The organism is Mesorhizobium sp. WSM4989 (assembly GCF_029625795.1).
Classification (GTDB): Bacteria; Pseudomonadota; Alphaproteobacteria; order Rhizobiales; family Rhizobiaceae; genus Mesorhizobium.
The window spans coordinates 478,627-503,282 of the sequence record NZ_JARTVN010000001.1; the positions used below are offsets into that span (position 1 = coordinate 478,627).

The window sequence follows — 24,656 nt, forward strand, 5'->3', positions numbered from 1 at the left end:
CGAACAGGCAACGATTTCGGGGGAACCATGCAGATCGACGTCATCACGAAACGGGAGGAGCTGAACCGGCTCAGGGAGAACTGGGATGATCTCTACCAAAAGGATCCCGAAGCGCAGTTCTTCCTCTCCTGGACGTTCCTGTCGTCATACATGCGACGCTATGAAGACGCCTGGTCCGTCCTGGCGGCACGCTCGGGGCCGCCAGGATCTTCCTATATCGCCCTTTTGCCTCTGCGGCTGCGCACCAGGCTGAACAAGAAGACCGGTATCTGCCACAACGAGATCAACATGGCCGGGAACTACGCGGCCGACTATGCCGGTATCCTGTGCGCACCGGGCTTTGCCGAGCGCGCGATCCCGGCTCTTGCCAGGCATCTTCTGAAGATGAACTGGGCCAAGCTGCATCTCGAAAATCTGCGCATGTCGGAGAAGCGACGGCGCCTGCTCATCGACAACCTTGCCGACAAGCGACTAACGGCCCACAAGATGCCGCGCATCAACAAAACCGACAATGTCGACAATTGCATCTGCCCGGCCGCCGCATTGCCAGGCGATTGGGACAGCTATCTCGAACAAAAGACCAGCTCGAACACGCGCCAGAAGATCAGACGCTTCCTGCGCAAGCTCGATGGATCCGGCGAGTTCCGCATCACCCATGCCGACGCCACCACGATAGACCGCGACATCGGCATCATCCTCGAAATGTGGCGGATCAAATGGGCGCCGCGGAAGGGCAACCTCCTGCCCGGCCTAGTCAGGTCCAACCGGATCCTGTTCAAGGACGCCTTCGAAAGCGGGACGCTGTTCCTGCCGATCCTTTGGCAGGGCGACAAGCCGCTCGGGGGCCTGGCATTCCTGGTCGACCGGGTCAAAAAAACGATGCTGTTCCATCTCGCGGGACGCGACGAGACCGCGAACGACATCCCGTCCGGGCTCGTGCTGCATGGCTATTGCATTCGTCATGCGATCGAACAGGGCTTCCGCAGCTACGACTTCCTGCGCGGCAACGAGCCGTACAAGTACTCCTACGGCGTGGAGGAGACCACCATCCATTGCGTCCTGGTAAAGACCAGGACCGGTCGCAATCTCGGCGACCGGATCGACGAGAGGTCCGTCGGGAGCGTGCTGGAGCAGGCGACCAAATTCCACGAGGCAGGCAACCTTGCCAACGCCGAAAATGGCTACCGCCAGATCTTGGAGGTCAACCCTCGCCATCCTCGCACGCTTTACGGATTGGGCCAGCTGCTGGCCGCCAAAGGCGACCACTGGTCGGCGGCCGATACTTTCGGATCGCTCGTGGAGATCGCACCGAAATCAGTCAAGGCTTGGTCAAGGCTTGCCGTCGAACTTCAGCTGCTCAGCCGGCACGCGGACGCCGCCGACGCCTTCCGCAAATTGCTTGAGCTCAATCCAGACCTGTCGGGGGCGCGATATGGTCTTGGCCGCAGCCTCGCGCAGCTTAGCCAGTTGGATGAGGCCACCAGGGTGCTGAGCGCCGTCGAGGACAAAGCCGACCCAATGCTTCGCGCCAAAATCCGTCTACAGCTGCGAAAGCTGAAGGAGGACGTAAGTCCGTGCTACATAAAACTGGAGCCGGCAAACGCAGGCGTCTCGAAGCTGGAGCGGATGGACGCCTAGCCATAGCGACGCAACCCGGAGATTCGCTTCTGGTGCGTGCACATGCTGCTATCGGATTTGAAACAAAGGGTTGGATCTGATCGGTGTTGGGGGCGAACGGCGCGAGTCTATCCAGGTCCGCCGTTCCGTGAACGACGTCGCTGGCCCTCGACACGAGCAGCAGGAAGGGGCGGAAGGGATTTCGCGCCACACGTGAAGCTGCGTTTGCTGTTCTTGCGCCTTCGGATTGTATCTTCGCGCGCACGCGCAACGGAAAAATTGACCCTAGCGTCCCTTGCGTCCTAACTTGCTGTTTGTCTGTGGCTTTCAGTCAGCATCCTCCGGCCTCTACCGTCCCTTGCGCTTCGAGGCTCAACGGCGGGCGCGGTCGATAGAGATGTTGCTGGGCGCGCATCCGCACGGTTGCCACGCTCCCGGCCCTCTCGCGTTCTCACTGCAACATAGGTGAATACAGCTTCGGCCTGATGACCCCTCAGGCGCCATAGAAGCTCTCGGGCCTCCTCCGTTAGCGGGATGGTTCGGCTCTTACCGCGTTTTCCAGTAACAGTTACTTGGTTGTTGAAGAAATTCACTCGCGACCATGTCAACCCCACGATCTCAGCGCGTCGGCAGCCGGTGAGCAAGGCAAATCGCAGAGCTGGGACATAGTCGGAGCGCATCGCTTCCAGCAGGACGGCCTCTTCATCCGGCGTCGCCTCGCGAACACGTTCCTGAGTCTCTTCCAGGACATGGTCCTTCCATTTGACTCGATTGACAGGCTGGCACCAAACCTCGCTTGCCCGACGGAGGATCGCTCGCAACGGCTCAATAACGCTGGCATTCACTCTACGGTTGGAGATACCGTCTCCTCGGCGCTTTGCGATCAACCGCGCGACTTTGGCGGAATCAATCGCTGAAATCAGCGTTCCTTTGCCAATCTCGCCTTGCAACCAGGCGAGTCCGTCTGCCTCAAGGCATGCGGGAGCGGATCGCGATCGAGGCTCAGCGAAACGGCCGTTCAATGAATGCCGAGATCGTCAGCGTGCTTGAGGACCATTTTCCCCCTGCCCCATCGCTTCCCGAGATTTTTGAACAGCTGAATTTCCTCATCCGAATGCACGAAAGGCATGATGAAACCATAACGCGTCGCGAGATCATGTCTGCGCTGAACGTGCTCAAGATCAAGCTCGACGAGTTGCAGAAGGGGCAGATTTCGGCGGCCTCAGAGAAGACTAAAGGCTCAGCGCGCCACCCTCGAGGTTAGTCAGCTACTTGCCCAGGGGCACACAAGAATAGCCCTCCCTCTGCAACCGCTTACGCCATCGGCCACACCTTGTCATCGCGCGTACCGAAATGCGGCCGCCGTTCGAACGATATGCGAAGACCTTGTTCGCGGAGGAACTGACGAGTCCGCTCGGTGTCGCGCCTGCCGACCCGCGACGCCCATTCCGAAAACAGCCGCACCGCGCGCCGGTTCATGTGCCGCGACGGACAGACCAGCCAGTATCCGGGGAACTCTATGACGTCGAACTCGGTCGAGACGGGCACCAAAGCGCCCGAAACAAGATCCTCGAATGCAATTGACGTGCTTTCCAGAACCACGCCCGCTCCATCCTTCGCCAGCTGAACGGACATCGAGGAGCGGTCGAAACGATAGGGATAGGTCATGCGCGCGCCCTGGACCCCGTTACGCGGCAGCCAGTAATCCCAGCGGAAATAGGCCTTCACGCTGTCGATCAGTCTTGCCTGGCGCAACTGCTCGCGCGGATCGGATGAAAGCCTCTGCAGCTCGGTGAGATACGAATGCGAGCACATCGGCAAGATCAGGTCGTTGACCACGCAATCCGAATAGAGGCCGGCCCAGCCCCCGTCGCCGTAGCGAAGATCGAGATCGATGACCTCGGTTTCGAAATCCGAGAAATTGGGTGTCGCGTCGACGCGCAGATTCCAAGTCGGATAGTCCTTGCTGAATTCAGCCAAACGTGGCGCCAGCCATTTCTCGCCAAAGGAGGGGCTGACCCGAAGGCTGAGCTGAAAGCTCTCGCGCTGCCGCACGATGGCGTTTCGCACCTCGCGTATGGATTCGAAGGCTTGCGTGGTGGTCTGGTAGAGCCGCTCCCCGTCGATCGTCAGGGAAAGGTGACGCTTTTCGCGCTGGAACAGCCGCACGCCCAGCTGATGCTCAAGCAAGCGCAGTTGCTGGCTGACGGCCGAAGGCGTCACCTGCAATTCCTGCGCCGCTTTTGCCACGCCGCCGAGGCGCGCAACGGCTTCGAAATGCGCCATCGACTTAAACTTGATGTCCGACATATCGTCATCGTCAGTTAAGTTCAGCTACACAGAATGTTAAGAAACGAGAATTGAGCCGAATGTCAATCGGTCGCATCTTCCTTCGATCTCGGGAGGAGATGCAGGATGGAAACGGCCCAGGGCCTGGGCGTGGCCGACAATGGGAGCGCGGCCGCACAGGCATCGAACAGGACGCCTCTGATCGGCGCTGCCAATGTCGAGAAGAGCTACGGCGCAACCCGCGTGCTGCGAGGTGTGAGCTTTCAGGTCCGGGCCGGCGAAATCCATGCGCTGCTGGGCGGCAACGGTGCCGGCAAAAGCACGCTGATCCGCATCATCACAGGCCTCACCCCTCGTGACGCCGGCGACATTGGCTTCGCATCGGCGAAGGTCGGCCCAAGCGGCCCGATCATAGCGGTGGTGCATCAGGAACTGGCGCTGCTGCCCGAACTGTCGGTCGCGGAAAACATCGGCATTGTGCATGCGAAGTCCGGCCTGTCGCAGAGCAGCCACCGGCGCATGCGCGACATCGCACTCAACGCCCTGCGCCTGATCGATGCGGCGATCGGCGACGAGATCGTGGACCTGCCTGCGGGCAAATTGTCCTTGCATGAAAGGCAGATCGTGGAGATCGCCCGCGCGCTTTCAACGGGCGCCGAAGTGCTGCTTCTCGACGAGCCCACCGCCAACCTGACCGCGGGCGAGACGGCCAAGCTTTTCTCCGTGCTGAAGCGTTTGGCGCGCGACGAGGGCATCGGCATCGTATTCGTCTCGCATAGGATGCGCGAAATCCGCGAGCTATGCGACGTCTGCACCGTCCTGCGGGACGGCGTCACCGTGGCGAATGCGACGCCGCTTGCCTCGCTGAGCGATGCCGAGATCGTCCAGCAGATGGGGCAATCGACCCACCGTTCCGGACCACAGCTCAAGCGGCGGCAACGCAGCCGAGAGGGCGCGCCGCTTGTACTGCTCGGACCGGACGGCGCCAGGTTAGAAACCTGGCCAGGCACCATTCTCGGCCTGGCCGGCGCGCCGGCGGGTCCGACGGGCCTGATCGATACCCTCGTCGGCGCGGGAAAGGGCGCCGGCTGGCGCCTCTCCGGCGCCGGCCTCGGAGACGGCTTCCCCTCCCCGGCCGCGGCGGCGCGCGCGGGTATCGGCTTCGTCTCGGGCGACCGTGCGGCGAAGGGCATCCTTTCGCAGCTTCCGATCGTCGACAACGTGCTTGCCGCGCGCAGGGTACGCGACAAGCGGCGGATCGTCGACGCCACCGAACGGCAGGAATGCTCCGATCTGGTTTCGGCGCTGAAGTTGAAGGCGGGTTCGATCTGGGACCTGCCGGTGTCGCTGTCCGGCGGCAACCAGCAGAAGCTCATCGTTGCGCGCTGGCTCGGATTGCCGCTGCGCATGGTGGTGCTGGAAGAGCCGACGCGCGGCGTCGACATCGCCACCAAGCACGACATCTACGCGCTGGTCCGCGAGATGGCGGACGCCGGAGCAATCATTGTCTGGTGGTCGACCGAGAACGTCGAACTGCTCGAGCTGTGCGATGTGATCTTCGCCTTCGACACCGAGGGGCGCCCGAAGGGGTTTCTATCGGACGAGCGATTCACCGAAGACGGGCTCGCCGAGCTGACGGGGATGGCAGCATGACCGACGCAACGAACGGCGCCGCGACGGCCAAGAAGGCCCGGACCACCAGGAGCCGCTCCCCCGGGATTCTTCTGTCCTACCGCACCGAAGCCGCGATTGCCGGCGCGATTGTCGTCCTGTTGCTGGCGGTCGGCATGTTCGTGCCCGCGGCGCTCAGCATGGCCAACGTCCAAAACATCATCCAGGCCGCGGCGCCGCTCATCATCATGTCGCTGGGCGTTTTCCTGGTCGTGGTCACCGGCGGCATTGATCTTTCGGTCGGCTCGGTGTTCTCGCTGACCGGAATGGTCACGGCGCTGGCAATGGCCAATGGAGCGGACGATCTTACCGCCAGCCTGGCAGGCTTGGCCGTGGGGCTGGTATTCGGAGCGATCAACGGGTTTCTCGTCACTGTCGTCAGGCTGGCCCCTTTCGTCGTCACCCTCATCACCTACGCGGTGGCGGGCAGTCTGGCCTTCATCGTCACCAATGGTCGCTCGATGCCGATCGGTGCGCCGGATTTCTGGCTGCTGAATTCCGGCGAGATCGTCCCCGGCATCCCCAATCATCTTCTGTTCTGCATCGTCCTGATGGTGGCGCTGGAATATGTGCTGCGCAGGGTCGTGCTGGGCCGCTGGTTCTATGCCGTCGGGTCGTCGGCGACTGCAGCCCGGCTGCTCGGCATTCCCGTGCTTCGCATCAAATTCGCGGCCTATGTCACTTCCGGCCTGCTCGCCTCGTTCGCCGGGCTGCTGACGGCGAGCTACATCCTCAATGCCGAGGCAACGGCCGGCGCCAGCCTGATGCTGCAGGCGATCGCCGCGGTCGTCATCGGCGGAGCCAGCCTCTTTGGCGGAACCGGCAGCGCGATCGGCGCGGTGCTCGGCGCGCTGATGATCACCTGCATCCAGAACGGCGTGAACCTCATCGGCGTCAACAGCTTCTGGCAAGGCTCCGTCACCGGCGCCGCGATCCTGCTTGCGGTCCTGATCGACCGATTCAGCAACAAGAACCGACTCTAGATCATCAACGGGAGGAACCAAGATGAAGTTGAAGAGCATCCTGATTGCAGCACTGGCGGCGTCCGCCTTGTCCAGCCCATCATATGCCGAGGACAAGAAGACCGTCGCCTATATCGCGCCCTCGCTGGACATCTCCTACTGGCAATGGGTCGGCTACGGCGTGAAGGAGAAGGCGAAGGAGCTCGGCATGGACTATGTCGAGTACACCTCTGAGAACTCACCCGCCAAGCAGATGGACAATGCGCGGACAGCCGTGACAAAGGGGGTCGCGGCAATCGTGATCGGTCCGGTCAGCTCGACATCGACGCCGCCGCTACTCGATTATCTGGAAAAGCAAAAGGTGCCGATCGCCTTCGCCGGCATCGGTCCGCAGCCGGGACTGACCAACTACACATCCTCTGTCACCGCGAACAATTATGAGACCGGCAAGGCGCAAGGGAAATTCACCTGTGACCTCGCCAAGGAGCGTGGCGGCAACAAGGTAGGCATGTTGTCCTTGCCGCAGGACCGGGAAAATGCGCAGAAGTATCTCAGGGGCGCCAAGGAGGCGTTCGCGGCGGACGGCTGCGACCTGGTCCAGATGCTTGAAACCCGGGGCCTCACCATCAATGAGGCTGTCACCCAGGCAAACGACCTGCTGACTGCACATCCCGACGTCAAGGCAATCTACGGCATGTATGATGAGGCCGGGAGCGGTGCCGCAAAGGTGGTCGAGACCCGAGGCCTCACCGGCAAAGTTGGCATCACCGTCGCCGATGGCTCGCCCACCACCATTGCGCTGCTGAAGAAGGGGGCGATCCAGGGCATCTTCTTCCAGGAAGCGGTCGGCCAAGGAATCGACGGCACCCAGCAAGTCTACAACGCCCTGACGGGAGGCAAGGTGACCCAGGATCTGGCCCTGGTGATGCCATTGGTCACCGCCGACAAGGTCGACAGTCCCGAGGCGAAGAAGGTTATCGCCCGCGTTTTCCCCCCGAGCAACTGACCGCCTTCGAACGGACCCGCCGGCGAGGCCGGCGGGTCCAGCAGCAAGCGAGGGACCCCGACCGTGGCCGAACTGCCTTTCATCGATCCGCATCATCACCTTTGGGATCTGGAAACCCACTATTATCCATGGCTGACCGATGGCGTTAAGCCGGCCGCCTTCGGCGACTATGAGGCGATCCGCAAGAGCTATCTGATCGACGATTATCTGGAAGACGCCAGGAACCAGAACCTGGTGAAATCGGTGCACCTGGACGTTGGATTCAATCCCGCCGATCCGGTCGGGGAGACGCGCTGGCTGCAAGGCATCGCCGACAAGTGGGGCTTTCCCCATGGCATCGTCGGCTATGCCGACCTGACCAAGCCCGATGTCGGCGACCTTCTCGACCGGAACTTGGAATATCCGAACTTCCGCGGCATCCGGCAATCGATGAACTATCATACCGACCCCGCGAAGACCTATCTGGCGCGGCCGGAGGTCAGCCGGACACCCGAATGGCGGCGCGGATTCCGAGAGCTGGCGAAGCGCGGGCTGAGCTTCGACCTGCAGCTCTACTATCCGCAGATGGGCGAGTTTCTTGAATTGGCGCGAGCCTTTCCCGACGTGCAAATCATCCTCAACCACACCGGCATGCAGGTCGACGGACCCGAGCATTTCGACGCCTGGAAAAAGGGCATGCGCCAGCTGGCGCAGGCGCCGAACGTCGCCTGCAAGATCTCGGGTCTCGGCATGGGCGACTGGACATGGACGACGGCGTCGATCCGTCCCTACGTGGAGGAGGCGATCGCCGCCTTCGGGATCAACCGCTCAATGTTTGCGACGAACTTCCCGGTCGACAAGCTGTTCTCGAGCTTCGACGCCATCGTGAACGCCTTCAAGGAGATCACGCGACATTATCCGCGTGAAGAGCGGCTCGCGCTGTTCCACGACAACGCCGCCCGGCTCTACCGGCTCTAGATCATCCGCCAAGAGATTGGAAATAGCAGGAGAGTTCGACATGTTGCTGAAGGGCAAGGCTGTGGTCATTTCAGGCGCCGCGAGCCCACGCGGGATCGGCCGCTCCACGGCAACGCTGATGGCCGAGCATGGGGCGCGCGTCGCGATTCTTGACCTCGATGAGGGGCAAGCGCGTGACGCCGCCGCTTCGCTCGGAGGCGACCATATCGGCCTTGCCTGCAATGTCGCCGACCGCGACGCCTGCAAGAGGGCGGCTGTGCAAGTCACCGAAGCCTTGGGCAAGGTCGATGTGCTTTGCAACAATGCGGGCATCACGCAGCCGGTCAAGACACTGGAGATCAGTCCGGCCGACTGGGACCGCATCCTCGACGTTAATCTGCGCGGCGTGCTCTATCTCAGCCAGACCTTCATTCCACACATGCGCGAAAATGGCGGCGGCTCGATCATCTGCATGTCATCGGTTTCCGCTCAACGCGGCGGCGGCATCTTCGGCGGCCCGCATTACTCCGCCGCCAAGGCGGGCGTGCTCGGCCTGGCAAAGGCGATGGCGCGCGAATTCGGACCCGACCGCATCCGCGTAAACTGCGTCACGCCAGGCCTGATCCAGACCGACATCACCGGCGGCAAGCTGACCGAGGACATGCGCGCCGACATCATCAAGGGGATTCCGCTCAGCCGCCTCGGCGAGGCGCGCGACGTGGCTGGCGCTTATCTCTTCCTCGCGTCGGATCTGGCCAGCTACATCACCGGCGCGGTGATCGACGTGAATGGCGGGATGCTGATCCATGGCTGACGGAGCGGCCGAATTGGAGATGCCACGCTCCGGCAGCAATGTCAGTCTTGTCGAACGGGCCTATCGCATCCGCCGGCATGCCGTGCGCATGGGCGAAGTCCAGGGCCAAGGCTATGTCGGGCAGGCGCTCGGCATCGCCGACGTGCTCGCGGTCGCTTACTTCCATGCACTTCGATACCGGCCGGATGACACGCAATGGGAGGGGCGCGACCGCTTCCTATTGTCGATAGGGCATTATGCGATCGCGCTCTATGCGGCGTTGATCGAAGCTGGCGTGCTGCCGGAGGACGAACTCGAAACCTATGGCACCGACGACAGCCGCATGCCGATGTCCGGCATGGCTGCCTACACGCCTGGAATGGAGATCACCGGCGGATCGCTCGGCCATGGGCTCGGTATCGCCGTTGGCATGTGCCTGGGGCTGAAACGCAAGCAGAGCGACAGTTTCGTCTACAATCTCTTGTCGGACGGCGAGCTCGGCGAGGGCTCGACCTGGGAAGCGGCGATGTCGGCCGCTCACCATAAGCTCGAGAACCTCATCGCCATCGTCGACTTCAACAATCAGCAGGCCGATGGCCCGTCGACGGCAACGCTGTCTTCCGAGCCGGTGACGGACAAGTTCGAGGCGTTCGGCTGGCACGCGCAGCGTGTCGACGGCAACGACATCGAGGCGGTCCGCGCGGCATTCGACATTGCCCGGGGCCTCAAGGAGCCGCGCCCACGCATCATCGTTTGCGACACCCGCATGGCCAAGGGCGTGCCGTTTCTGGAGGCCCGCGACATCACGCATTTCATCCGCGTCGAGCCGCATGAATGGACGCTGGCGCTCGAGGCACTGGAAAAGGCACGTCCGCAGTGAGGCTGTCAAAGTTCGAACCGCGCCTCCCCGTCAACGCAGACGAGCGCAAGACCACATCGGCGATGATCGCCTCGATCGCCCCGGACGGCGTTCCGACGCGCAGCGCGCCGTTCGGCCACGCGCTGGCCAAGCTTGCGCATCAGCGGCGCGAAATCGTCGGGCTCACCGCCGATCTTGCGAAATACACTGACCTTCATGTCTTTGCGCAGGAGCATCCGGACCGCTTCTACCAGATGGGGATGGCCGAGCAGGTGTTGATGAGCGCTGCCGCCGGCCTGGCGCGTGAAGGCTTCACGCCTTTTGCCACGACCTATGCCGTCTTCGCCTCGCGACGGGCCTATGACTTCATCTGCATGGCAATTGCGGAGGAAAGGCTGGACGTCAAGATTGTTTGCGCCCTCCCGGGACTGACGACCGGCTACGGCCCGAGCCACCAAGCAACGGAAGACATCGCCATCTTCCGCGGCATGCCGAACCTGACCATCATCGACCCGTGCGACGCGATCGATATCGAGCAGGCTACCGAGGCAATCGCGGGTCACAGAGGACCGGTCTATATGCGGCTCCTGCGCGGCAAGGTGCCGGCCGTGCTCGACCAGTACGATTACAGGTTCGAGATAGGCAAAGCACGGCTGCTGCGTGAAGGCACGGACGTGCTGTTCATTTCGAGCGGCCTGATGACCATGCGTGTGCTTGAGGCGGCAACGGCTCTCGAAGCGGACCGCATAAGTAGCGCAGTGCTACATGTGCCGACGATCAAGCCGCTGGACAATGAGAGAATTCTTGCGGCCGCGCGCCAAGCTGGCCGGCTGGTGGTGGTGGCGGAAAACCACACCGTCATAGGCGGACTGGGTGAAAGTGTCGCCGCATTGCTTATGCGCGAGGGCGTGACACCCACCTTTCGGCAGATCGCCCTTCCCGACGAGTTTCTGGACGCCGGTGCTCTGCCGACACTTCACGATCGGTACGGCATCTCGACAACTGAGGTCGTGCGCCGTATTCGCGAATGGACGGGTAAGTGAGGCACGATCTCGGCTCTGCTCTTGATGACGGTGATCGGCAGCCGTAACGCCACCAGGAGCGATTTCGATCAGGTCGCCGCATCGATCCGGGACGGCGAAATACCGATTACCAGGCTCGTGACCCACCGGACCACTCTGGCCAAGAGCCCTCACGACATTGCGCGCTGGTCACGCGAGAAGGCTGGGCTGATCAAGGCTGTCATCGCCGTCCACGACAGGTCCTAACCAGCTGACGTAAGGGCCAGCAGTCTCTTGCGATCGGCGCCTTACCCATTTGGCGCTGTGCGAACGGCATCCGCTGCGCCAAGCCCGACGACCGGGATGTCCCGGTCATCACTTCCGAGACAGTCTTCCAATCTTCAAGCCGGGGAGGCGTCGGGGAGACCAGCGAACTCAGCGCTGTTGCCAAAAATATGCTCAACCTGGTCGGGAAGCAGAACCCCCGCTTCTTCAACGACTTGGCGTAAGGTCCTCTTCCCTGCCAAAGCGCGCTTGGACAATTCGGCTGCTTTGCCGTAGCCGATCAGTTTTGCTAAGGGCGTTGCCAGAACGAGGGATTGATCAAGCAGCGCTCTGCAACGATCAACATCGACTTCGATCCCGTCCACGCAGCGCTCTTTGAAAATCCGCATTCCTCTCGTCAACAACCGCATGGATTGCAGGATGTTCAAGACGATCACCGGCTCCATTGCATTCAACTGAAGCTGGCCCGCGCTTGCGGCCAGTGTCACGGTAAGATCGTTGCCAATCACCTGGAAGCTGAGTTGGTTCACCATCTCAGGAATGACGGGATTGATTTTACCCGGCATGATCGAAGAGCCGGCCTGCACGGGTGGCAATCGAATCTCGCCCAGTCCGCCAAGCGGCCCACTGCTAAGCAGGCGCAAATCGTTGCAGATCTTGGTGAGCTTGACCGCAATGCGCTTCAGCATGCCCGAAAAGGAAACGAAGCCGCCGGTGTCCGACGTTGCCTCGATGAAATTACGGGCAGCAACAAGCTGAATGCCTGATATTCGCGACAGATGACCGCAAACGATGCCTGGGAACTCGCGGGGCACGTTAATCGAGGTGCCGATCGCCGAGCCCCCAAGGTTGATTTCCAACAACAATCTCGCGACCGACTGAAGTTGGACGATATCTTCGTCGATGAATTCAGCAAAGGCTCCGAACTCCTGCCCAACTGTCATGGGCACCGCGTCCTGAAGCTGAGTTCGGCCAACCTTGAGCTCATTCGCGTGCTGGAGCGCCTTGGCGCGAAACACATCACGCAAATTGACTTGTGCCGATACGAGCCCGTCGCAGGCCCGCAAAACCGTCAGACGGATTGCGGTAGGATACACGTCGTTTGTCGACTGGGAGAGGTTTACGTCGTCGTTGGGGTGCAGCCTTGCGTAATCGCCAATTTTGGCGCCGAGTTTGATCAGAGCCAGGTTGGTCACAACCTCGTTGACGTTCATGTTTGTCGACGTACCGGCCCCTCCCTGCATCATGTCAACCGGGAAGTTTTCTTCGATCCCCTTCAGTTCGATGATATCGTCGCACGCATCTGAGATAGCCTGGGCCTTTTCGGGCGAGAGCAGTCCGAGTTCCATGTTTGCAAGACAAGCAGCCTTTTTCACCATCGCCATCGACTGGATGAACTCGGGAAAATCCTTCAGCCGCAGCCCGGACACATCGAAGTTCTGTTCTGCTCGACGGGTGTGCACGCCATAGAGCACGTGGCCCGGTACAGCGAGCGGTCCGATCAGATCCGTTTCGATACGGTCGGCAATCATGGTTGCTAACTCCGCTCAGCCAAGACCTCGGGCGTCACCCACGCAGGTGCAAGATTCACAAGTCTGGATACTAAGATGAGGTCCTCACGACCGGCTGATGACGGCGCCAGCCTTGATGGCGAGCGCCGCGATAGTCAGTGCCGGGTTGACGGCCGCGGATGTCGGAAGCACAGAAGCGTCGGTTACATAGAGGTTTGCAATTTCGTGGGAACGGCAATCAGGCGACACAACCGACGTGTCCGGATCGCTTCCAAGCCTGGCAGTGCCACACTGGTGCGAAGTCGTCTTTCTGCCGAAGGTTCGAGTAAGAACGATGGGGAAGCCCGCCCTTCGCATCACACCTCGCGTCCTGCGGATCAGCAGCTCGTGCGCTCGCATGTTGCTGCGAACCCAATGCATGACGATGCGGCCATTCTGAACCGTGACCCGGCTCTCTGGATTGGGCAGGTCCTCGCTGGTCAAGAACCAGCCATAGCAATTGCGGGCTATCAGCCCCGCCAGCCACCGTGGAAGCAAGGGCGCGTTGGCCTTGAGGATGTTACCGGTGATATGTCCAAGCAATTGCACGTTGCCAAGCGGGAAACCTGTTTCCGGATCGGCGTTATAGAAGTCGTTGAATGCCAGGGTCTTCTGGTAGACCGACGTATTGGCCGACCGCGGATCGATCGCCAGCATGGCGGTGGTATTGTGGTTCATGAAGTTGCGGCCGAGTTGGTCGGAGCCGTTGGCCAGCCCGCGCGGATGTGCGGCATTCGCCGAGCGCAGCAAGAGCGCCGCGCTCTGGACCGCGCCGGCCGCAACGGCGAAGATACCAGCGCTGATCCGCCGCTCAACACCATCCTTTAGAAACACTGCGGCAGTCACCTTGCGACCCATCGGGTCGGTTTCCAGCCGCACGACATTGGCCCCGGTCACGAGACTGACGTTGCTGCTGTTCAACGCGGCAGTCAGCGGTCCAACTTCGGCGTCGATCTTGCCGGAACCCGTGTTGGGAAACGCATCCCAACCGGTCTTTGCGCGGCGAAGCCACTCATTGATGTCGATAGCCAGGGGAAGGCTGGCTGGATGGATCCCCGCCTCTTTCAAGCGAGCGCGCACGGCCGCTATGGCCGGCTCGTCGGGTACCGACGGAAAACGGTAAGGACCGGTGCGCGGCGGCTCGGTGGGATCCTGCGTGGGGTCACCCCGCACCTTGAAAATCGCCTCGGCTCGCTCGTACCAGGGCTCGAGCTCCTCGTAGGTGATCGGCCATCCAGGCGAGGCGCCGTCCATGTGCGGGCGGGGCGAGAAATCCTCAAGCCTGTAGCGGTACATCACCGCGCCGAAGAATTTGGAATTGCCTCCAACATAGTAATAGTTGCCGGGCAGGAAAGCCTGCCCATCGTCGCCGAGCCACTCTTCGGTCGAACGGTAGAAGCCCTCGAGAAATATTGCCCGGTCGTCGCGCGCCTGGGGCGCGTCGCGCAGGTGCTCGCCACGTTCCAGAATCACGATGCGCCTGCCGGTGCCGGCCAGGCTATGGGCCAGGGAAGCGCCTCCTATGCCTGACCCGATAATGACGATATCAGCTGTTTGATCCACGTCGATGCCTCAGTCTATGCGTTGCTCATTGTCGGCATCGAACAGCACGATCTTGCCAGTATCGACCGCGAGGGTCGCCGAAGTGCGGGCTGCCACGGCCCTTGGCGGCACACGAGCTGTGACTTCGACCCCGCCTGCCTGGAAAAGAGCAAGCGTATCGGGGCCCGTAGGCTCGACAACGTCGATGTTTACCGTGACCGCTTGCGCGGCTTGCTCGCCGGCGACGCTGAACAACTCCGGACGAACGCCCAGCAGAATACTGCGCCCAGCGTATTTGGCTGCCGCTTGTGAAGACAAAGGGATGCCTGAGAGGCGGGCAGCCGCCCCACCTGGGACGTCGATCACCGCGACTGGCCGACCGTCTTCCACGTCAAGTCTCGCCGGAACGATGTTCATGGAGGGCGAGCCCACGAACTTGGCCACGTATACGTTCGCCGGCCGGTCGTAGACCGACTGCGGATCGTCAAGGTGCTGGACCACGCCGTCCTTCATCACGGCAACGCGCGTGGCGAGCGTCATCGCTTCGATCTGGTCATGCGTGACGTATACGATTGTGGTTCCCAATCGTGCATGAAGACGCTTGATCTCGGTTCGCATGTCGACGCGCAACTTGGCGTCCAGGTTGGATAAAGGTTCGTCGAACAGGAACAGCTTGGGTTGGCGCACGATCGCGCGCCCCATTGCCACGCGCTGGCGCTGGCCTCCCGAGAGTTGCGAGGGCTTCCTGTCCAGAAGATGCGTCATCTGGAGCAGGTCGGCCGCCGTCTTGACCGCCTTGTCCCGCTCGGCTTGCGGCGCGCCGCGGATCTTCATGCCGAACTCGATGTTCTGGCGCACGGTCATCGTGGGATAGAGGGCGTAGGACTGGAACACCATGGCGATATCCCTGTCTTTCGGCGACAGGTCGTTGACAACCCTGCCGGCGATGCGGATTTCGCCACCTGAGATGTTCTCGAGGCCGGCGATCATGTTGAGCAGTGTGGACTTGCCACAACCCGAAGGGCCGAGCAGCACCAGGAAGTCGCCGGTGCCGATGGAGATACTGACCTCCTTCAGGACTTCGAGGTCACCGTAGAGCTTGCGGGCCCGATCGATTTCAAGCGTTGACATAGCACTAGCCTTTCACGGCGCCGGCGGTCAGACCGCGCACGAAGTAGCGTCCCGCGACGACGTAAACGAGAAGGGTGGGGATGGCGGCAATCATGGCGGCCGCCATGTCGACATTGTATTGCTTGCGCCCCATCGTCACGTTGACGATGTTGTTCAGCGCCACGGTGATCGGCGATGATTGCCCTGCGGTGAACGACACGCCGAAAAGAAAGTCGTTCCAGATCTGCGTGAATTGCCAGATGCAAGAGACCACGATGATGGGAAGCGCGGTCGGCAACATCACTGAAAAGAAGATCCGAAAGAACCCAGCTCCGTCGATTTGAGCCGCGCGGGTCAGTTCGTCCGGGATCGTGATGAAATAGTTCCGGAAGAACAGGGTCGTGAAGCTGATGCCGTATACGGTGTGAACCAGCACGAGACCCGGAATGGTGCCGGAAAGGTGGAGGCGACCAAGCAGCTGCGCCATGGGCAGGATAACGGCCTGGAACGGCAGGAAGCAGCCGAACAGCAACAATCCGAATGTCGCGTTCGCGCCGGCGAAACGCCACTTCGTGAGGATATAGCCGTTTATCGCGCCTATCCCCGTGGACAGGATGACGGCGGGCACGACCATCAGGATGGAATTGATGAAGTATGGCCGCAGTCCCGTGCAGGCCGTGCCAATGCAGGCCTCCTGCCATGCCTTGTTCCAAGCTTCGAAGGTGATCGCCTGAGGCACCCCGATGAAGGAGCCGCCATAGATTTCATCCAGCGACTTGAGCGAGGTGACGATCATCACCCAAAGCGGCATCAGGTAGAAGGCGGCGAGCGCGATCAGCGAGCCATAGATGAACAGGCGACCGATCTGGTGTGAACGACGCGCCGAGCGTGCTTCAGTGCGCATTGCGGTCCTCCCTCAATTCCGAATAGAGGTAGGGAACGATGATGGCTGCGACCGTCATCAGCATCATGATGGCGCTGGCGGCACCTACGCCCATCTGGTTGCGCCTGAACGTCGCGGCGAACATGAAGGTCGAGGGCATTTCGGTGGCGCTGCCAGGCCCGGCATTTGTGAGGGCCAGAACCAGGTCGAAGCTCTTGATCGAGATATAGCTCAGGAGGACGATGACGCTCAGGAATGCCGGGCGCAGCATCGGCACGATGACGCTGAGGTAGATTCGCGGCAGGCTGGCTCCCTCGATCTGCGCGGCCTTGATGATGGAAGTATCGATCGCTCGCAGCCCGGCCAGGAAAATGGCCATCGCGAACCCCGTCGATTGCCAGACCGCTGCGATCACCACGCAGTAGATTGCAAAGCTTGGTTGTGTGATCCAGTCGAAGACAAAACCGGTCCAGCCGAGCTCGTTGACGACCTTCTGCAGGCCGAGGTCCGGGTTCAGGATCCATTTCCAGGCTGTGCCCGTGACAATGAATGACAAGGCCATGGGATAGAGGTAGACGGCTCGCAGGAAGCCCTCCGCCCTCACCTTCTGGTCGAGCAGAATCGCGAGGAACAAGCCCAGTGCGATGGTGATCGCCAGGAACAACGCCGTAAAGATGAAGAGATTGGCGACTGCAGTGTGCCAGCGCGGGGTCGACCACAAACGGACATATTGCTCGAGCCCGACGAAGTCGAACTTCGGGACCATCTGGGACGAAGATAGCGAGATCCAGGCCGTCCAGACTATGAAGAGATAGACGGCAATCAGAACGGCCAGCAGGCTGGGCGACAGGACGAGCCGCGGCAGCCATAGGTCCAATTTGTTTTTGAACGACATGGGACTGACCAACCTCGCTATTGCCGAGCATTGTTGCGGACGGTGTCCCCGCCGGCACGATTGCCGGCAGGGCTTTGGTGGCCTGGACTAGCGGGCGTTGTTGATCCCATCGACCAGGGCCTGAACAGCATCCTTGGACGACATGTCGGTGACGAAGAATTTGCCGACGACGTCGGTGAAGACGCCGGCGAATTGAGGCTGGGCAGCAAAGCCTTCCGTGAGGCCGCCGAGCATCGTGCCGTTCTTCACCGCCGCCTCGCGGTCAGCATAGCTACGCTTCGCGCAGTCATCGAAACTGTCGACCGGAACGTCGGAGCGAGCCGGGATCGAACCCTTGATCAGGTTGAACTGCTTCTGCACCTCGGGATCCATGATCGATTCCGCCCAGGCGTCCTGGCCTGCTGTGGTCACGGCATCATCGACCTTGAACATGCCAAATGCGTCGATCACGAACTTGAAGTTGGGCTTGTCGGTCGGCGTTGGGAAGCAGAGGAAATCGACGCCGGGCTTGAGGCCCTTGGCAAGGAACTCGCCTTTGGCCCAGTCGCCCATGACCTGCATGGCGGCCTTGCCATCCGCGACCATGCCCGTTGCGACGGCCCAATCACGCCCGGTGAAGCCGTCATCGACAAGTCCGCGGACCTTCCTAAGCTTGTCGAACGTCGCGATCATTTCGGGGCTCGAAAGAGCGCCCTCGTCCAGGTCGATGACTGCCTTCTTGTAGAATTCGGGCCCGTTCACGTCGACAAGGATTGCCTCGAAGACCTCGAGGATCTGCCAGCTCTCGTCACCCATGGCGAGCGGGACCACACCGGCGGCCCGGAGCTTGTCTCCGTCGGCGATCAGCTCATCCCAAGACTTCGGTTCCTTGACGCCGGCCTTGTCGAAAACGGCCTTGTTCGCCCAAAGCCAGTTCTGCCTGTGCATGTTGATCGGCACGGAAATGAAGTCGTCTCCGTTTTTGACGAATGCAAGCAGCTGCGGGGCGAGCGCCTTGTCCCAGCCGTTCTTGGTGTAGAGATCGTTGAGAGAGCGCAGGACGCCCTGCTTGCCCCAGTCGAGCCCTTCATAGCCAAGGAACTGCATCGTTGCCGGGGGGTTCCCGGCTGCAAGACGCGTGCGCAATGCCTGCAGCGCGTTGGCGCCGCTGAGACCGCCGACCGCGCTATCTTCCCAGGTGTAACCCTTGGAGGCCAGCTTATCGGTGATGACCTTGAGCGCTTTGACCTCGCTTTCGGACACCCAGTGATGAATGCCTTCGACCTTGCCCTTGCTTTCGGCCATTGCCGCAACCGGCATGAAGGCGATCGAGGCGGCTAGGATGGTGGTGAGCTTCATTGTAGTTCCCCTTGTTGCTTGCGTTGGTGGCTTGATGATCCGGCTCGATCCTGTGGGGCGCGTGCCGGGGCGTGTTGCGCATCAGAGCGGTTCGGCTGCCGATGCGTATGGAACGTTGCGCCGGCCATAGCGGCGGACGCGGATGTTGGACTGCTCGGCATGGCCGGCGAAACCTTCCATGATGCAGAGGCGCGAGCTGTACTGGCCGACCAAGGCGGACGCCTCATCGGTCTCGATCCGCTGGTAGGTGCAGGTTTTAAGGAACTTGCCGACCCACAGACCGCCTGTGTATCGGGCTGCCTTGTTCGTAGGCAGCGTGTGGTTGGTTCCGATCACCTTGTCGCCGAAAGAGACGTTGGTGCGAGCGCCCAGAAACAGAGCGCCATAGTTCTTCATCCTCTCAAGGAAATAGTCCGGATCACGTGTCATGACCTGCACGTGCTCGGAGGCAATGCGATCCGCTTCCGCCACCATCTCATCCAGCGTGTCGCACAGGATGATCTCGCCGTAGTCTTCCCAGGCTTTCCCGGCGACAGCCGCAGTCGGCAGGATTTTGAGCAAACGCTCGATCTCATCGAGGGTATCGCGGGCAAGTTTCTCAGAATTGGTGATCAGAACGGCGGGAGAGTTGACGCCGTGCTCCGCCTGGCCAAGCAGGTCGGTCGCCACGATCTCACCGTCGACACTGTCGTCAGCAATCACCAAGGTCTCGGTCGGACCGGCGAACAGATCGATGCCAACTTCGCCGAACAGCAGCCGTTTCGCTTCGGCGACGTAGGCATTGCCGGGGCCGGCCAGGATATCCACGGGAGCGATCGTCTCAGTGCCATAGGCCATGGCCGCGATCGCCTGGACACCACCAAGGCAATAGATTTCGTCCGCGCCCGCAAGGGCCTGGGCGGCGACGATCTTGTCGGCGATCTTGCCTCGAAACGGCGGAGCGCAAGTGATGACGCGTTCGCAGCCTGCCACGCGAGCGGTCAAGACCGTCATGTGAGCAGAGGCAAGCAGCGGATATTTGCCGCCCGGTACATAACATCCGACATTCTGGATCGGTATGTTCTTATGCCCCAAAATAACGCCTGGTAGCGTCTCGATCTCCAGATCGCGAAGTGTGGCCCGCTGGGCTTCGGCGAATTTGCGTATCTGGTCCTGGGCGAAATCGAGATCCTCGCGCTCGCGTTTGCTCAACGCGTTGATGCATCCGTCAATCTCAGCCTTGGTCAGGCGATAGCTGTCGCGGTCGAACTTGTCGAAGCGAATGGACAAATCGCGCACTGCCGCGTCGCCCCCTTTCTCGACTTGCGCCAGCAATGCCTGGACTGTCGCGGTTACTGCGGGCTGGCCATCGTCTGCGACACTGCCTTTGGCGGGCTTGACCGTGCGTATCATGGCAACAACTCTTGGTTTGCGGGCGCTTGCGCGCCGCATCATCAATGTGGTGGATGGCGAAATGCGAGGGCGGCGCATGACCAACCCTCGCGTCAATTTTGCTAGAGGTGCTGTTCGCGTGCACGCATCTGGGCGTAAGCAGCCTGCTCTTTTTCGTAGTAGGCTGGCGACGGGAAATCCCACCAGCCGGTGGCGAACGGCCCCGCAGCGTCACGCGACACGATGACTTCGACGAGAGCGGGCCCGCCGCATTCCAAGGCTGCCTTCAGGCTGCTTTCGAGATCTTCATCCTTCTCGACTTTCCAGGCCTCGAGCCCGAAGGCGCGCGCCGAAGCCGTGATATCGGCCGAATAAGGCTGACCATTGCCCGAGTGATGGTTGAATTCGGAAGCAATGTGACGGCCCATGAACTTGCGCTGACCGCCTCGGATCGACATATATCCCGAATTGTTCAGCACGAGGAAGACCACATTGATGCCGTTCATCGCGGCAGTACCCATTTCGGGCAGCGACATCATGAAGTCACCGTCGCCAACGATCGCCACGACTTGGCGGTCCGGGCATGCGAGCTTTGCCCCCAACGCCGCCGGCACCGCCCAGCCCATTGGCGAATAGGAGCCCGAGGTCAGGTGGGTGCGAGGCTCGTAGACAGGGAAGCTTTGCTTCACCGAGCCCTGGGTATTGCCCGAACCGACAACCACAATACCGTTGCGATCGAGTACCTTGCGCAAAGCGACCAGCGGGCGCTGGGAGGTGAAAGGCGTTTCGCGGCTGTTTTCGCGCGGCGACACCTGAGCGATCCAGTCCGCCTTGGCCTTCTGAACGTCGGCCAGGAACTGCTCGCGTTTGCCCAGAGCCTTCTTAGCATCGCCCTCCGAGATGAGGGCCAGGATCGCCTCCAAGGCCACCTTTGCGTCTGATACGATCCCCACCTCGGTCGGATAGGTCTTGCCGATCTCGCGCGGGTCGAGGTCAATATGGATCAGCTTACCTGGAGGGATCGAGAACGAGACGCCCTTGGCGAAGGAAGATGCCGACCAGTCGGTGAAGCGGCAGCCGACCGAAACGACCACATCTGCGGAAGCAGTGATCTTGTTGCCGCAGGTCGTGCCGGTCTGGCCGACTGCTCCAATGAAGAGCTCGTGATCTTCCGAGATGGCGCCCTTGCCGTTCCAGGTGATCGAAACGGCGGCGCCGACGCGCTCGGCCAGACGCGTCAGTTCGCTCGACGCGTTGGCCGTGATCGCACCGCCACCGGCGACGATGACCGGGCGTTCGGCACTCAACAGGACCTTGACCGCGGCCTCGATCGCGCTCGGATCGGGATAGGCCACGCCAATGGGAAGGCGCTTTTCCAGCGGATGAATGGTGACATCGGCCGCTTCGACCTGAACGTCCATCGGCACCTCGACATGCACGGGACCCGGGCGGCCGGTGAGCATGGCGTTGAAGGCGCGATGCATAATGCTCGGCAGGACCTGCACGGACTGGGCTTGCCATGCCCGTTTTGTCACCTGCTCGGTGATGCGCGGGAAAGCATTGTCCTGTTGGCGCTCGATCTCCTGCATGGTGCCATGGCCGTGCATGTAGGTCTGTGGCGAGCCGGAGACGTAGAACAGCGAGGTGGAATCGCAATAGGCTGTGGCGAGGCCAATAATTGTGTTGGTCGCACCTGGCCCGACCGATGTCGAACATGCCATTGGCCGGCCGCTTGCACGGAAATAACCGTCCGCCATGTGAACGGCGCTTTGTTCGTGCATGACCTGGATGAAGGGCAATTGCGAGCCTTCCTCCAGGAAGGCATCGAACAGAGACCAGATGCCATGGCCGGGAACACCAGCCACGTATTCGACGCCATATTCCTTGAGCGCTTTCGCGACGATCTGCCCGCCGGTCAGTTTCATTGTTCGACCCTCTTGTCTTTGTTGGCGAGACGATTGTGGATATGCTCCTCGTCCATGCGCCTAGTAAGCAGTCATCTGTGGCTGCGCGACAAGTTCGCAGGGTAGCTTTAATAGACGCGATGTGACGCGCTGAGAAAGAAGCATTGCGACATATGGGATCGGTCAGTTCCCGTGGGCTGCGAACTCAGCCGCATAGCGGGCTCGTTTTTAATCGGAAGCCATTTTGCCCCCTTAGCAGCGAATTTGCGCAATGTGACGCGACCGGAACCTTAGGTCGCGCACGAATTCGGGCTGCCGCGCAGTTTCCCCTCGGCATGCGATATGTCTTGATTGCGCGGGTAATCGGCTCGCGATGGTGAAAGCCATGAGCAACCAGAGTGGTTATCGGCCTGGCGCCGCAGAGCCAGCGAGGCTCTATGCCACCGTCGTGATCCAGCAGGGACCTGGCATTGGACATAATCCGGTAGTCAAGCGACGGGCACAGCAATGACGACGAAGCGCAACCAGCTAATTCTGCATGCTCTCGTGGCGCGACACGGCACGCTGGCCCTAGACGTGGATATTGCGCGCGAGCTCGGCTTCGACGGACTGGAAGCCTCTGGGGCCAAGATCCGCGCTTTTCTGGATGCCGGGTTCACTTTCCAGGAGCTGCGCCGCTTGATCGATGACATGTTCATTCCAGGCATCGGATTTCTTCTCGATGTGGAGCGCCACGGCAATGCCCGCAAAGCATTGCTGAAGGACGCGGAAGAGTTGATAGAACTCGCCGTCTCGGTTGGAGCGAAGGGCATTCAGGTCATCACCGGTCCAATCAGTCTCGCGGCTCTCGATCCCGAGGCCAGCAAGAGGCACCCGGATCTTTACCGAGGCGTCGTCGGGCTGCCGATCGAGGAGCAGATCGACATCACGGCGTCCGGGCTGGCAGCCGTCGCCGACCTCGCTGCTCAACGCAACCTGGTCATCTACCATGAGGCGCTGTCCTGGACCCCACTCAATACAATTGACAGGCAGCTTCGGACCATAAGGAAAGCGGCACGCGACAACATACGCGTCGTCGTCGATTTCTGGCACTGTTACACCTCCGGCGACGGCCCGGAACGCATTTCGCAATTGGACAAAGACCTCATCTACGGAGTTCACATTTGTGACTCTCTTGCGTTCAGCGGTGGCATCCCTAACGAGCCTGTTCTTCGCGACGTCGAAACCGGCAAGGGCGTATTGAACCTGAGAGAGTGGGTGGCTGCAGTGAAATCCACCGGCTACGACAGCTGGTGGAGTTGCGAGTTGTTCTGCAAAAAGCAGCACCAGATGGACAGCTACGATGTGGCGCGCGAGTTGAAAATCCTGATGCAGGATCTTGTCGGCTCCTAGTCTTGAGCGATCCATCATCCGGCAACATCGGACCGACGGCTTGCGAAAGATTTTGTCGCAGTCCTCAGGCTATTCGGTGGATAACTGTGCCTTGGCGGCGAAACGGTTCGAGGGTCTCGGCATCAAGCTGGCGCCCAGCGAGCATATGGTCGATCGCGTCAGGTCCCGAAACCTGAAAAGGGGCGGTTTTCGCGATGCTCTCGGCCGTAGCGACAACTACTCTCGCGGCGCTTCGGCGGCACATAACGCGCTCGATTTCGGCGTCGGGAAGGTCAAAGGCGGTCAATCCGACGGAAGCATGGACCGCGCAATCGGCGACAAAGAAGAGGTCGGCGTTGAACTGCTCCAATTGCGAAAGGGCGACAGTTCCAAGAGAGCATCCTCTGCCATGGTCGAACAAGCCGCCCAGAAGAATGGCGCTCGCTTGACGATGCCCTTCCAGTGCAGTGGTGACGCGTGGGGAATTTGTGACAATCGTCAAAGAGATGTCGCGGGGCAAGGCGGCGGCGAAGGCAACGCAGAGGGCTGCATGGTCCATCATAGTCGTTGCGCTGGGTTGTACGAGCTTCGCTGCGGCAGCAGCCAGCGGCGCGAGATCCGTGGCCGAGATTTTCAACCGCTCGGGCCCGGCTTGAGCTCGCGACGCCCTTGCCAGCGCTCCGCCATAGACCCTGCGGCAAAGTCCGGCTCTGGCAAGATCGCGTAGATCGCGGCGCACAGTGTCTTCAGAGACACGAAATTCAAGAGCCAGCGCGTTGGCCAGGACCTTGCCATGCTCCGACAGTCTGTCGCGAATGATCGCTTGGCGTTCTTCAGCAAGCATTTCCAAACATCCTTAGGACCCGGGCAACTTTCAATTCGGTTCCAGCCCAGCGGATATAAATCCCAAGCGCCTCATGCCGCAATGTCGTCGTGAACAGACATCACGCTTGGCCTACGACAGGGGCGCGCGCTGCGGGCGACGACGCCAGTCGATCCTGCCGGCGAGCTTTGGAAATGCACTTCAGGATCGGTAGAACCGGCTCGCGACCAATCCGCAGCTCATCGTGCCTGACGCCCCCGCTGCATGCAGGAGATGCTGCGCTTTTGGCGTGGCGCCGGCGCGTCTTGTGGAGCGACTATGATGTCGGTGCGGCTATCGCGATAGAGCGCTCGGCTCTCATTCCGATCGAACGGCATCAACGGTCGCATCACTGTGCGTCACTGATTGGAGCCGTGCGAAATTGTCGCTCGATTGAGCGAGTGGGAGGAT

At 61.1% G+C, this 24,656-nt stretch carries 20 protein-coding genes and 1 pseudogene; 11 read left to right on the forward strand and 10 right to left on the reverse strand.

The annotated features are described in order from the left end of the window. Positions 1-27 precede the first annotated feature (27 nt). Together P9217_RS02465 and P9217_RS02470 are read left to right on the forward strand one after the other, a co-directional pair. Positions 28-1,638: a GNAT family N-acetyltransferase gene (locus tag P9217_RS02465; protein ID WP_278056509.1), complete on the forward strand. Its 1,611-nt coding sequence runs from the start codon at positions 28-30 to the stop codon at positions 1,636-1,638. 856 nt (positions 1,639-2,494) lie between these two features. Further along, positions 2,495-2,881, forward strand: a complete 387-nt coding sequence (locus P9217_RS02470; RefSeq protein ID WP_278086727.1) for an Arc family DNA-binding protein — start codon at positions 2,495-2,497, stop codon at positions 2,879-2,881. Between the two features lie 50 nt (positions 2,882-2,931). On the opposite strand, the gene P9217_RS02475 is transcribed toward P9217_RS02470, so the two are convergent. After that, the gene (locus P9217_RS02475) at positions 2,932-3,927 is read right to left on the reverse strand and encodes a LysR substrate-binding domain-containing protein (protein ID WP_278086726.1); all 996 of its coding nucleotides are present in this window, start codon (positions 3,925-3,927) and stop codon (positions 2,932-2,934) included. A 105-nt stretch (positions 3,928-4,032) separates the two neighbouring features. Here P9217_RS02475 and P9217_RS02480 point away from each other — a divergent pair, with 105 nt between their 5' ends. The 8 genes and pseudogenes from P9217_RS02480 to P9217_RS02515 all read left to right on the forward strand — a co-directional run. Next, on the forward strand, positions 4,033-5,559 hold the full coding sequence (locus tag P9217_RS02480; protein WP_278086725.1) for a sugar ABC transporter ATP-binding protein: 1,527 nt from the start codon (positions 4,033-4,035) through the stop codon (positions 5,557-5,559). Then, entirely contained in the window at positions 5,556-6,560 is a 1,005-nt protein-coding gene (locus tag P9217_RS02485) for an ABC transporter permease (RefSeq protein WP_278086724.1), read from the forward strand. Before P9217_RS02480 ends, P9217_RS02485 begins: the two co-directional genes overlap by 4 nt. Positions 6,561-6,582: 22 nt before the next feature. After that, complete coding sequence (locus P9217_RS02490; protein WP_095802995.1) at positions 6,583-7,545, forward strand: substrate-binding domain-containing protein; 963 nt, start codon at positions 6,583-6,585, stop codon at positions 7,543-7,545. Between the two features lie 63 nt (positions 7,546-7,608). Further along, positions 7,609-8,502, forward strand: coding sequence for an amidohydrolase (locus P9217_RS02495; protein WP_278086723.1), 894 nt, complete (start codon positions 7,609-7,611; stop codon positions 8,500-8,502). A gap of 40 nt (positions 8,503-8,542) precedes the next feature. Further along, entirely contained in the window at positions 8,543-9,295 is a 753-nt protein-coding gene (locus tag P9217_RS02500) for an SDR family NAD(P)-dependent oxidoreductase (protein ID WP_278056336.1), read from the forward strand. Positions 9,296-9,314: 19 nt separating this feature from the next. Further along, positions 9,315-10,154: a transketolase gene (locus P9217_RS02505; RefSeq protein ID WP_278086962.1), complete on the forward strand. Its 840-nt coding sequence runs from the start codon at positions 9,315-9,317 to the stop codon at positions 10,152-10,154. A gap of 62 nt (positions 10,155-10,216) precedes the next feature. Further along, complete coding sequence (locus tag P9217_RS02510; RefSeq protein ID WP_278086961.1) at positions 10,217-11,176, forward strand: transketolase family protein; 960 nt, start codon at positions 10,217-10,219, stop codon at positions 11,174-11,176. A gap of 24 nt (positions 11,177-11,200) precedes the next feature. Next, positions 11,201-11,401, forward strand: a pseudogene (locus P9217_RS02515) (dehydrogenase); the annotation flags it as partial. Between the two features lie 134 nt (positions 11,402-11,535). On the opposite strand, the gene P9217_RS02520 reads toward P9217_RS02515, so the two are convergent. From P9217_RS02520 to P9217_RS02555, 8 genes are all read right to left on the reverse strand, one after another. Beyond that, positions 11,536-12,951, reverse strand: a complete 1,416-nt coding sequence (locus P9217_RS02520; RefSeq protein WP_278086722.1) for an aspartate ammonia-lyase — start codon at positions 12,949-12,951, stop codon at positions 11,536-11,538. A gap of 84 nt (positions 12,952-13,035) precedes the next feature. Beyond that, positions 13,036-14,532 carry a GMC family oxidoreductase gene (locus P9217_RS02525; RefSeq protein WP_278086721.1) on the reverse strand — a complete coding sequence of 499 codons (1,497 nt, stop codon included), beginning with the start codon at positions 14,530-14,532 and terminating at the stop codon, positions 13,036-13,038. A 9-nt stretch (positions 14,533-14,541) separates the two neighbouring features. Continuing rightward, a complete protein-coding gene (gene ugpC / locus P9217_RS02530; protein ID WP_278086720.1) occupies positions 14,542-15,642 on the reverse strand; it encodes a sn-glycerol-3-phosphate ABC transporter ATP-binding protein UgpC in 1,101 nt (366 codons plus the stop codon). A 4-nt stretch (positions 15,643-15,646) separates the two neighbouring features. Next, on the reverse strand, positions 15,647-16,525 hold the full coding sequence (locus tag P9217_RS02535; protein ID WP_278086719.1) for a carbohydrate ABC transporter permease: 879 nt from the start codon (positions 16,523-16,525) through the stop codon (positions 15,647-15,649). Next, complete coding sequence (locus tag P9217_RS02540; RefSeq protein ID WP_164746647.1) at positions 16,515-17,399, reverse strand: sugar ABC transporter permease; 885 nt, start codon at positions 17,397-17,399, stop codon at positions 16,515-16,517. Before P9217_RS02540 ends, P9217_RS02535 begins: the two co-directional genes overlap by 11 nt. Positions 17,400-17,486: 87 nt before the next feature. Beyond that, positions 17,487-18,737: an ABC transporter substrate-binding protein gene (locus P9217_RS02545; RefSeq protein ID WP_095826379.1), complete on the reverse strand. Its 1,251-nt coding sequence runs from the start codon at positions 18,735-18,737 to the stop codon at positions 17,487-17,489. An 81-nt stretch (positions 18,738-18,818) separates the two neighbouring features. Next, on the reverse strand, positions 18,819-20,129 hold the full coding sequence (gene hisD, locus P9217_RS02550; RefSeq protein WP_095800310.1) for a histidinol dehydrogenase: 1,311 nt from the start codon (positions 20,127-20,129) through the stop codon (positions 18,819-18,821). A gap of 101 nt (positions 20,130-20,230) precedes the next feature. Next, positions 20,231-22,033 (reverse strand): thiamine pyrophosphate-binding protein, encoded by a 1,803-nt coding sequence (locus P9217_RS02555; protein WP_095832826.1) that lies wholly within the window; start codon positions 22,031-22,033, stop codon positions 20,231-20,233. A 486-nt stretch (positions 22,034-22,519) separates the two neighbouring features. Here P9217_RS02555 and P9217_RS02560 point away from each other — a divergent pair, with 486 nt between their 5' ends. Further along, entirely contained in the window at positions 22,520-23,404 is an 885-nt protein-coding gene (locus P9217_RS02560) for a sugar phosphate isomerase/epimerase family protein (RefSeq protein WP_127213910.1), read from the forward strand. 64 nt (positions 23,405-23,468) lie between these two features. Here the strand turns inward: P9217_RS02560 and P9217_RS02565 are convergent, their stop codons facing one another. Then, positions 23,469-24,227 (reverse strand): DeoR/GlpR family DNA-binding transcription regulator, encoded by a 759-nt coding sequence (locus P9217_RS02565; protein WP_278086718.1) that lies wholly within the window; start codon positions 24,225-24,227, stop codon positions 23,469-23,471. Between the last annotated feature and the right edge of the window lie 429 nt (positions 24,228-24,656).

Bases quoted from the DNA above. Each gene is read 5' to 3' on its own strand.
- P9217_RS02490 (WP_095802995.1), top strand. From the start codon at position 6,583: ATGAAGTTGAAGAGCATCCTGATTGCAGCACTGGCGGCGTCCGCCTTG.
- P9217_RS02545 (WP_095826379.1), bottom strand. From the start codon at position 18,737: ATGAAGCTCACCACCATCCTAGCCGCCTCGATCGCCTTCATGCCGGTT.
- P9217_RS02480 (WP_278086725.1), top strand. From the start codon at position 4,033: ATGGAAACGGCCCAGGGCCTGGGCGTGGCCGACAATGGGAGCGCGGCC.
- P9217_RS02510 (WP_278086961.1), top strand. From the start codon at position 10,217: ATGATCGCCTCGATCGCCCCGGACGGCGTTCCGACGCGCAGCGCGCCG.
- P9217_RS02505 (WP_278086962.1), top strand. From the start codon at position 9,315: ATGCCACGCTCCGGCAGCAATGTCAGTCTTGTCGAACGGGCCTATCGC.
- P9217_RS02485 (WP_278086724.1), top strand. From the start codon at position 5,556: ATGACCGACGCAACGAACGGCGCCGCGACGGCCAAGAAGGCCCGGACC.
- P9217_RS02520 (WP_278086722.1), bottom strand. From the start codon at position 12,951: ATGATTGCCGACCGTATCGAAACGGATCTGATCGGACCGCTCGCTGTA.
- P9217_RS02500 (WP_278056336.1), top strand. From the start codon at position 8,543: ATGTTGCTGAAGGGCAAGGCTGTGGTCATTTCAGGCGCCGCGAGCCCA.
- P9217_RS02535 (WP_278086719.1), bottom strand. From the start codon at position 16,525: ATGCGCACTGAAGCACGCTCGGCGCGTCGTTCACACCAGATCGGTCGC.
- ugpC (WP_278086720.1), bottom strand. From the start codon at position 15,642: ATGTCAACGCTTGAAATCGATCGGGCCCGCAAGCTCTACGGTGACCTC.
- P9217_RS02565 (WP_278086718.1), bottom strand. From the start codon at position 24,227: ATGCTTGCTGAAGAACGCCAAGCGATCATTCGCGACAGACTGTCGGAG.
- P9217_RS02560 (WP_127213910.1), top strand. From the start codon at position 22,520: ATGACGACGAAGCGCAACCAGCTAATTCTGCATGCTCTCGTGGCGCGA.
- P9217_RS02540 (WP_164746647.1), bottom strand. From the start codon at position 17,399: ATGTCGTTCAAAAACAAATTGGACCTATGGCTGCCGCGGCTCGTCCTG.
- P9217_RS02465 (WP_278056509.1), top strand. From the start codon at position 28: ATGCAGATCGACGTCATCACGAAACGGGAGGAGCTGAACCGGCTCAGG.
- P9217_RS02475 (WP_278086726.1), bottom strand. From the start codon at position 3,927: ATGTCGGACATCAAGTTTAAGTCGATGGCGCATTTCGAAGCCGTTGCG.
- hisD (WP_095800310.1), bottom strand. From the start codon at position 20,129: ATGATACGCACGGTCAAGCCCGCCAAAGGCAGTGTCGCAGACGATGGC.
- P9217_RS02555 (WP_095832826.1), bottom strand. From the start codon at position 22,033: ATGAAACTGACCGGCGGGCAGATCGTCGCGAAAGCGCTCAAGGAATAT.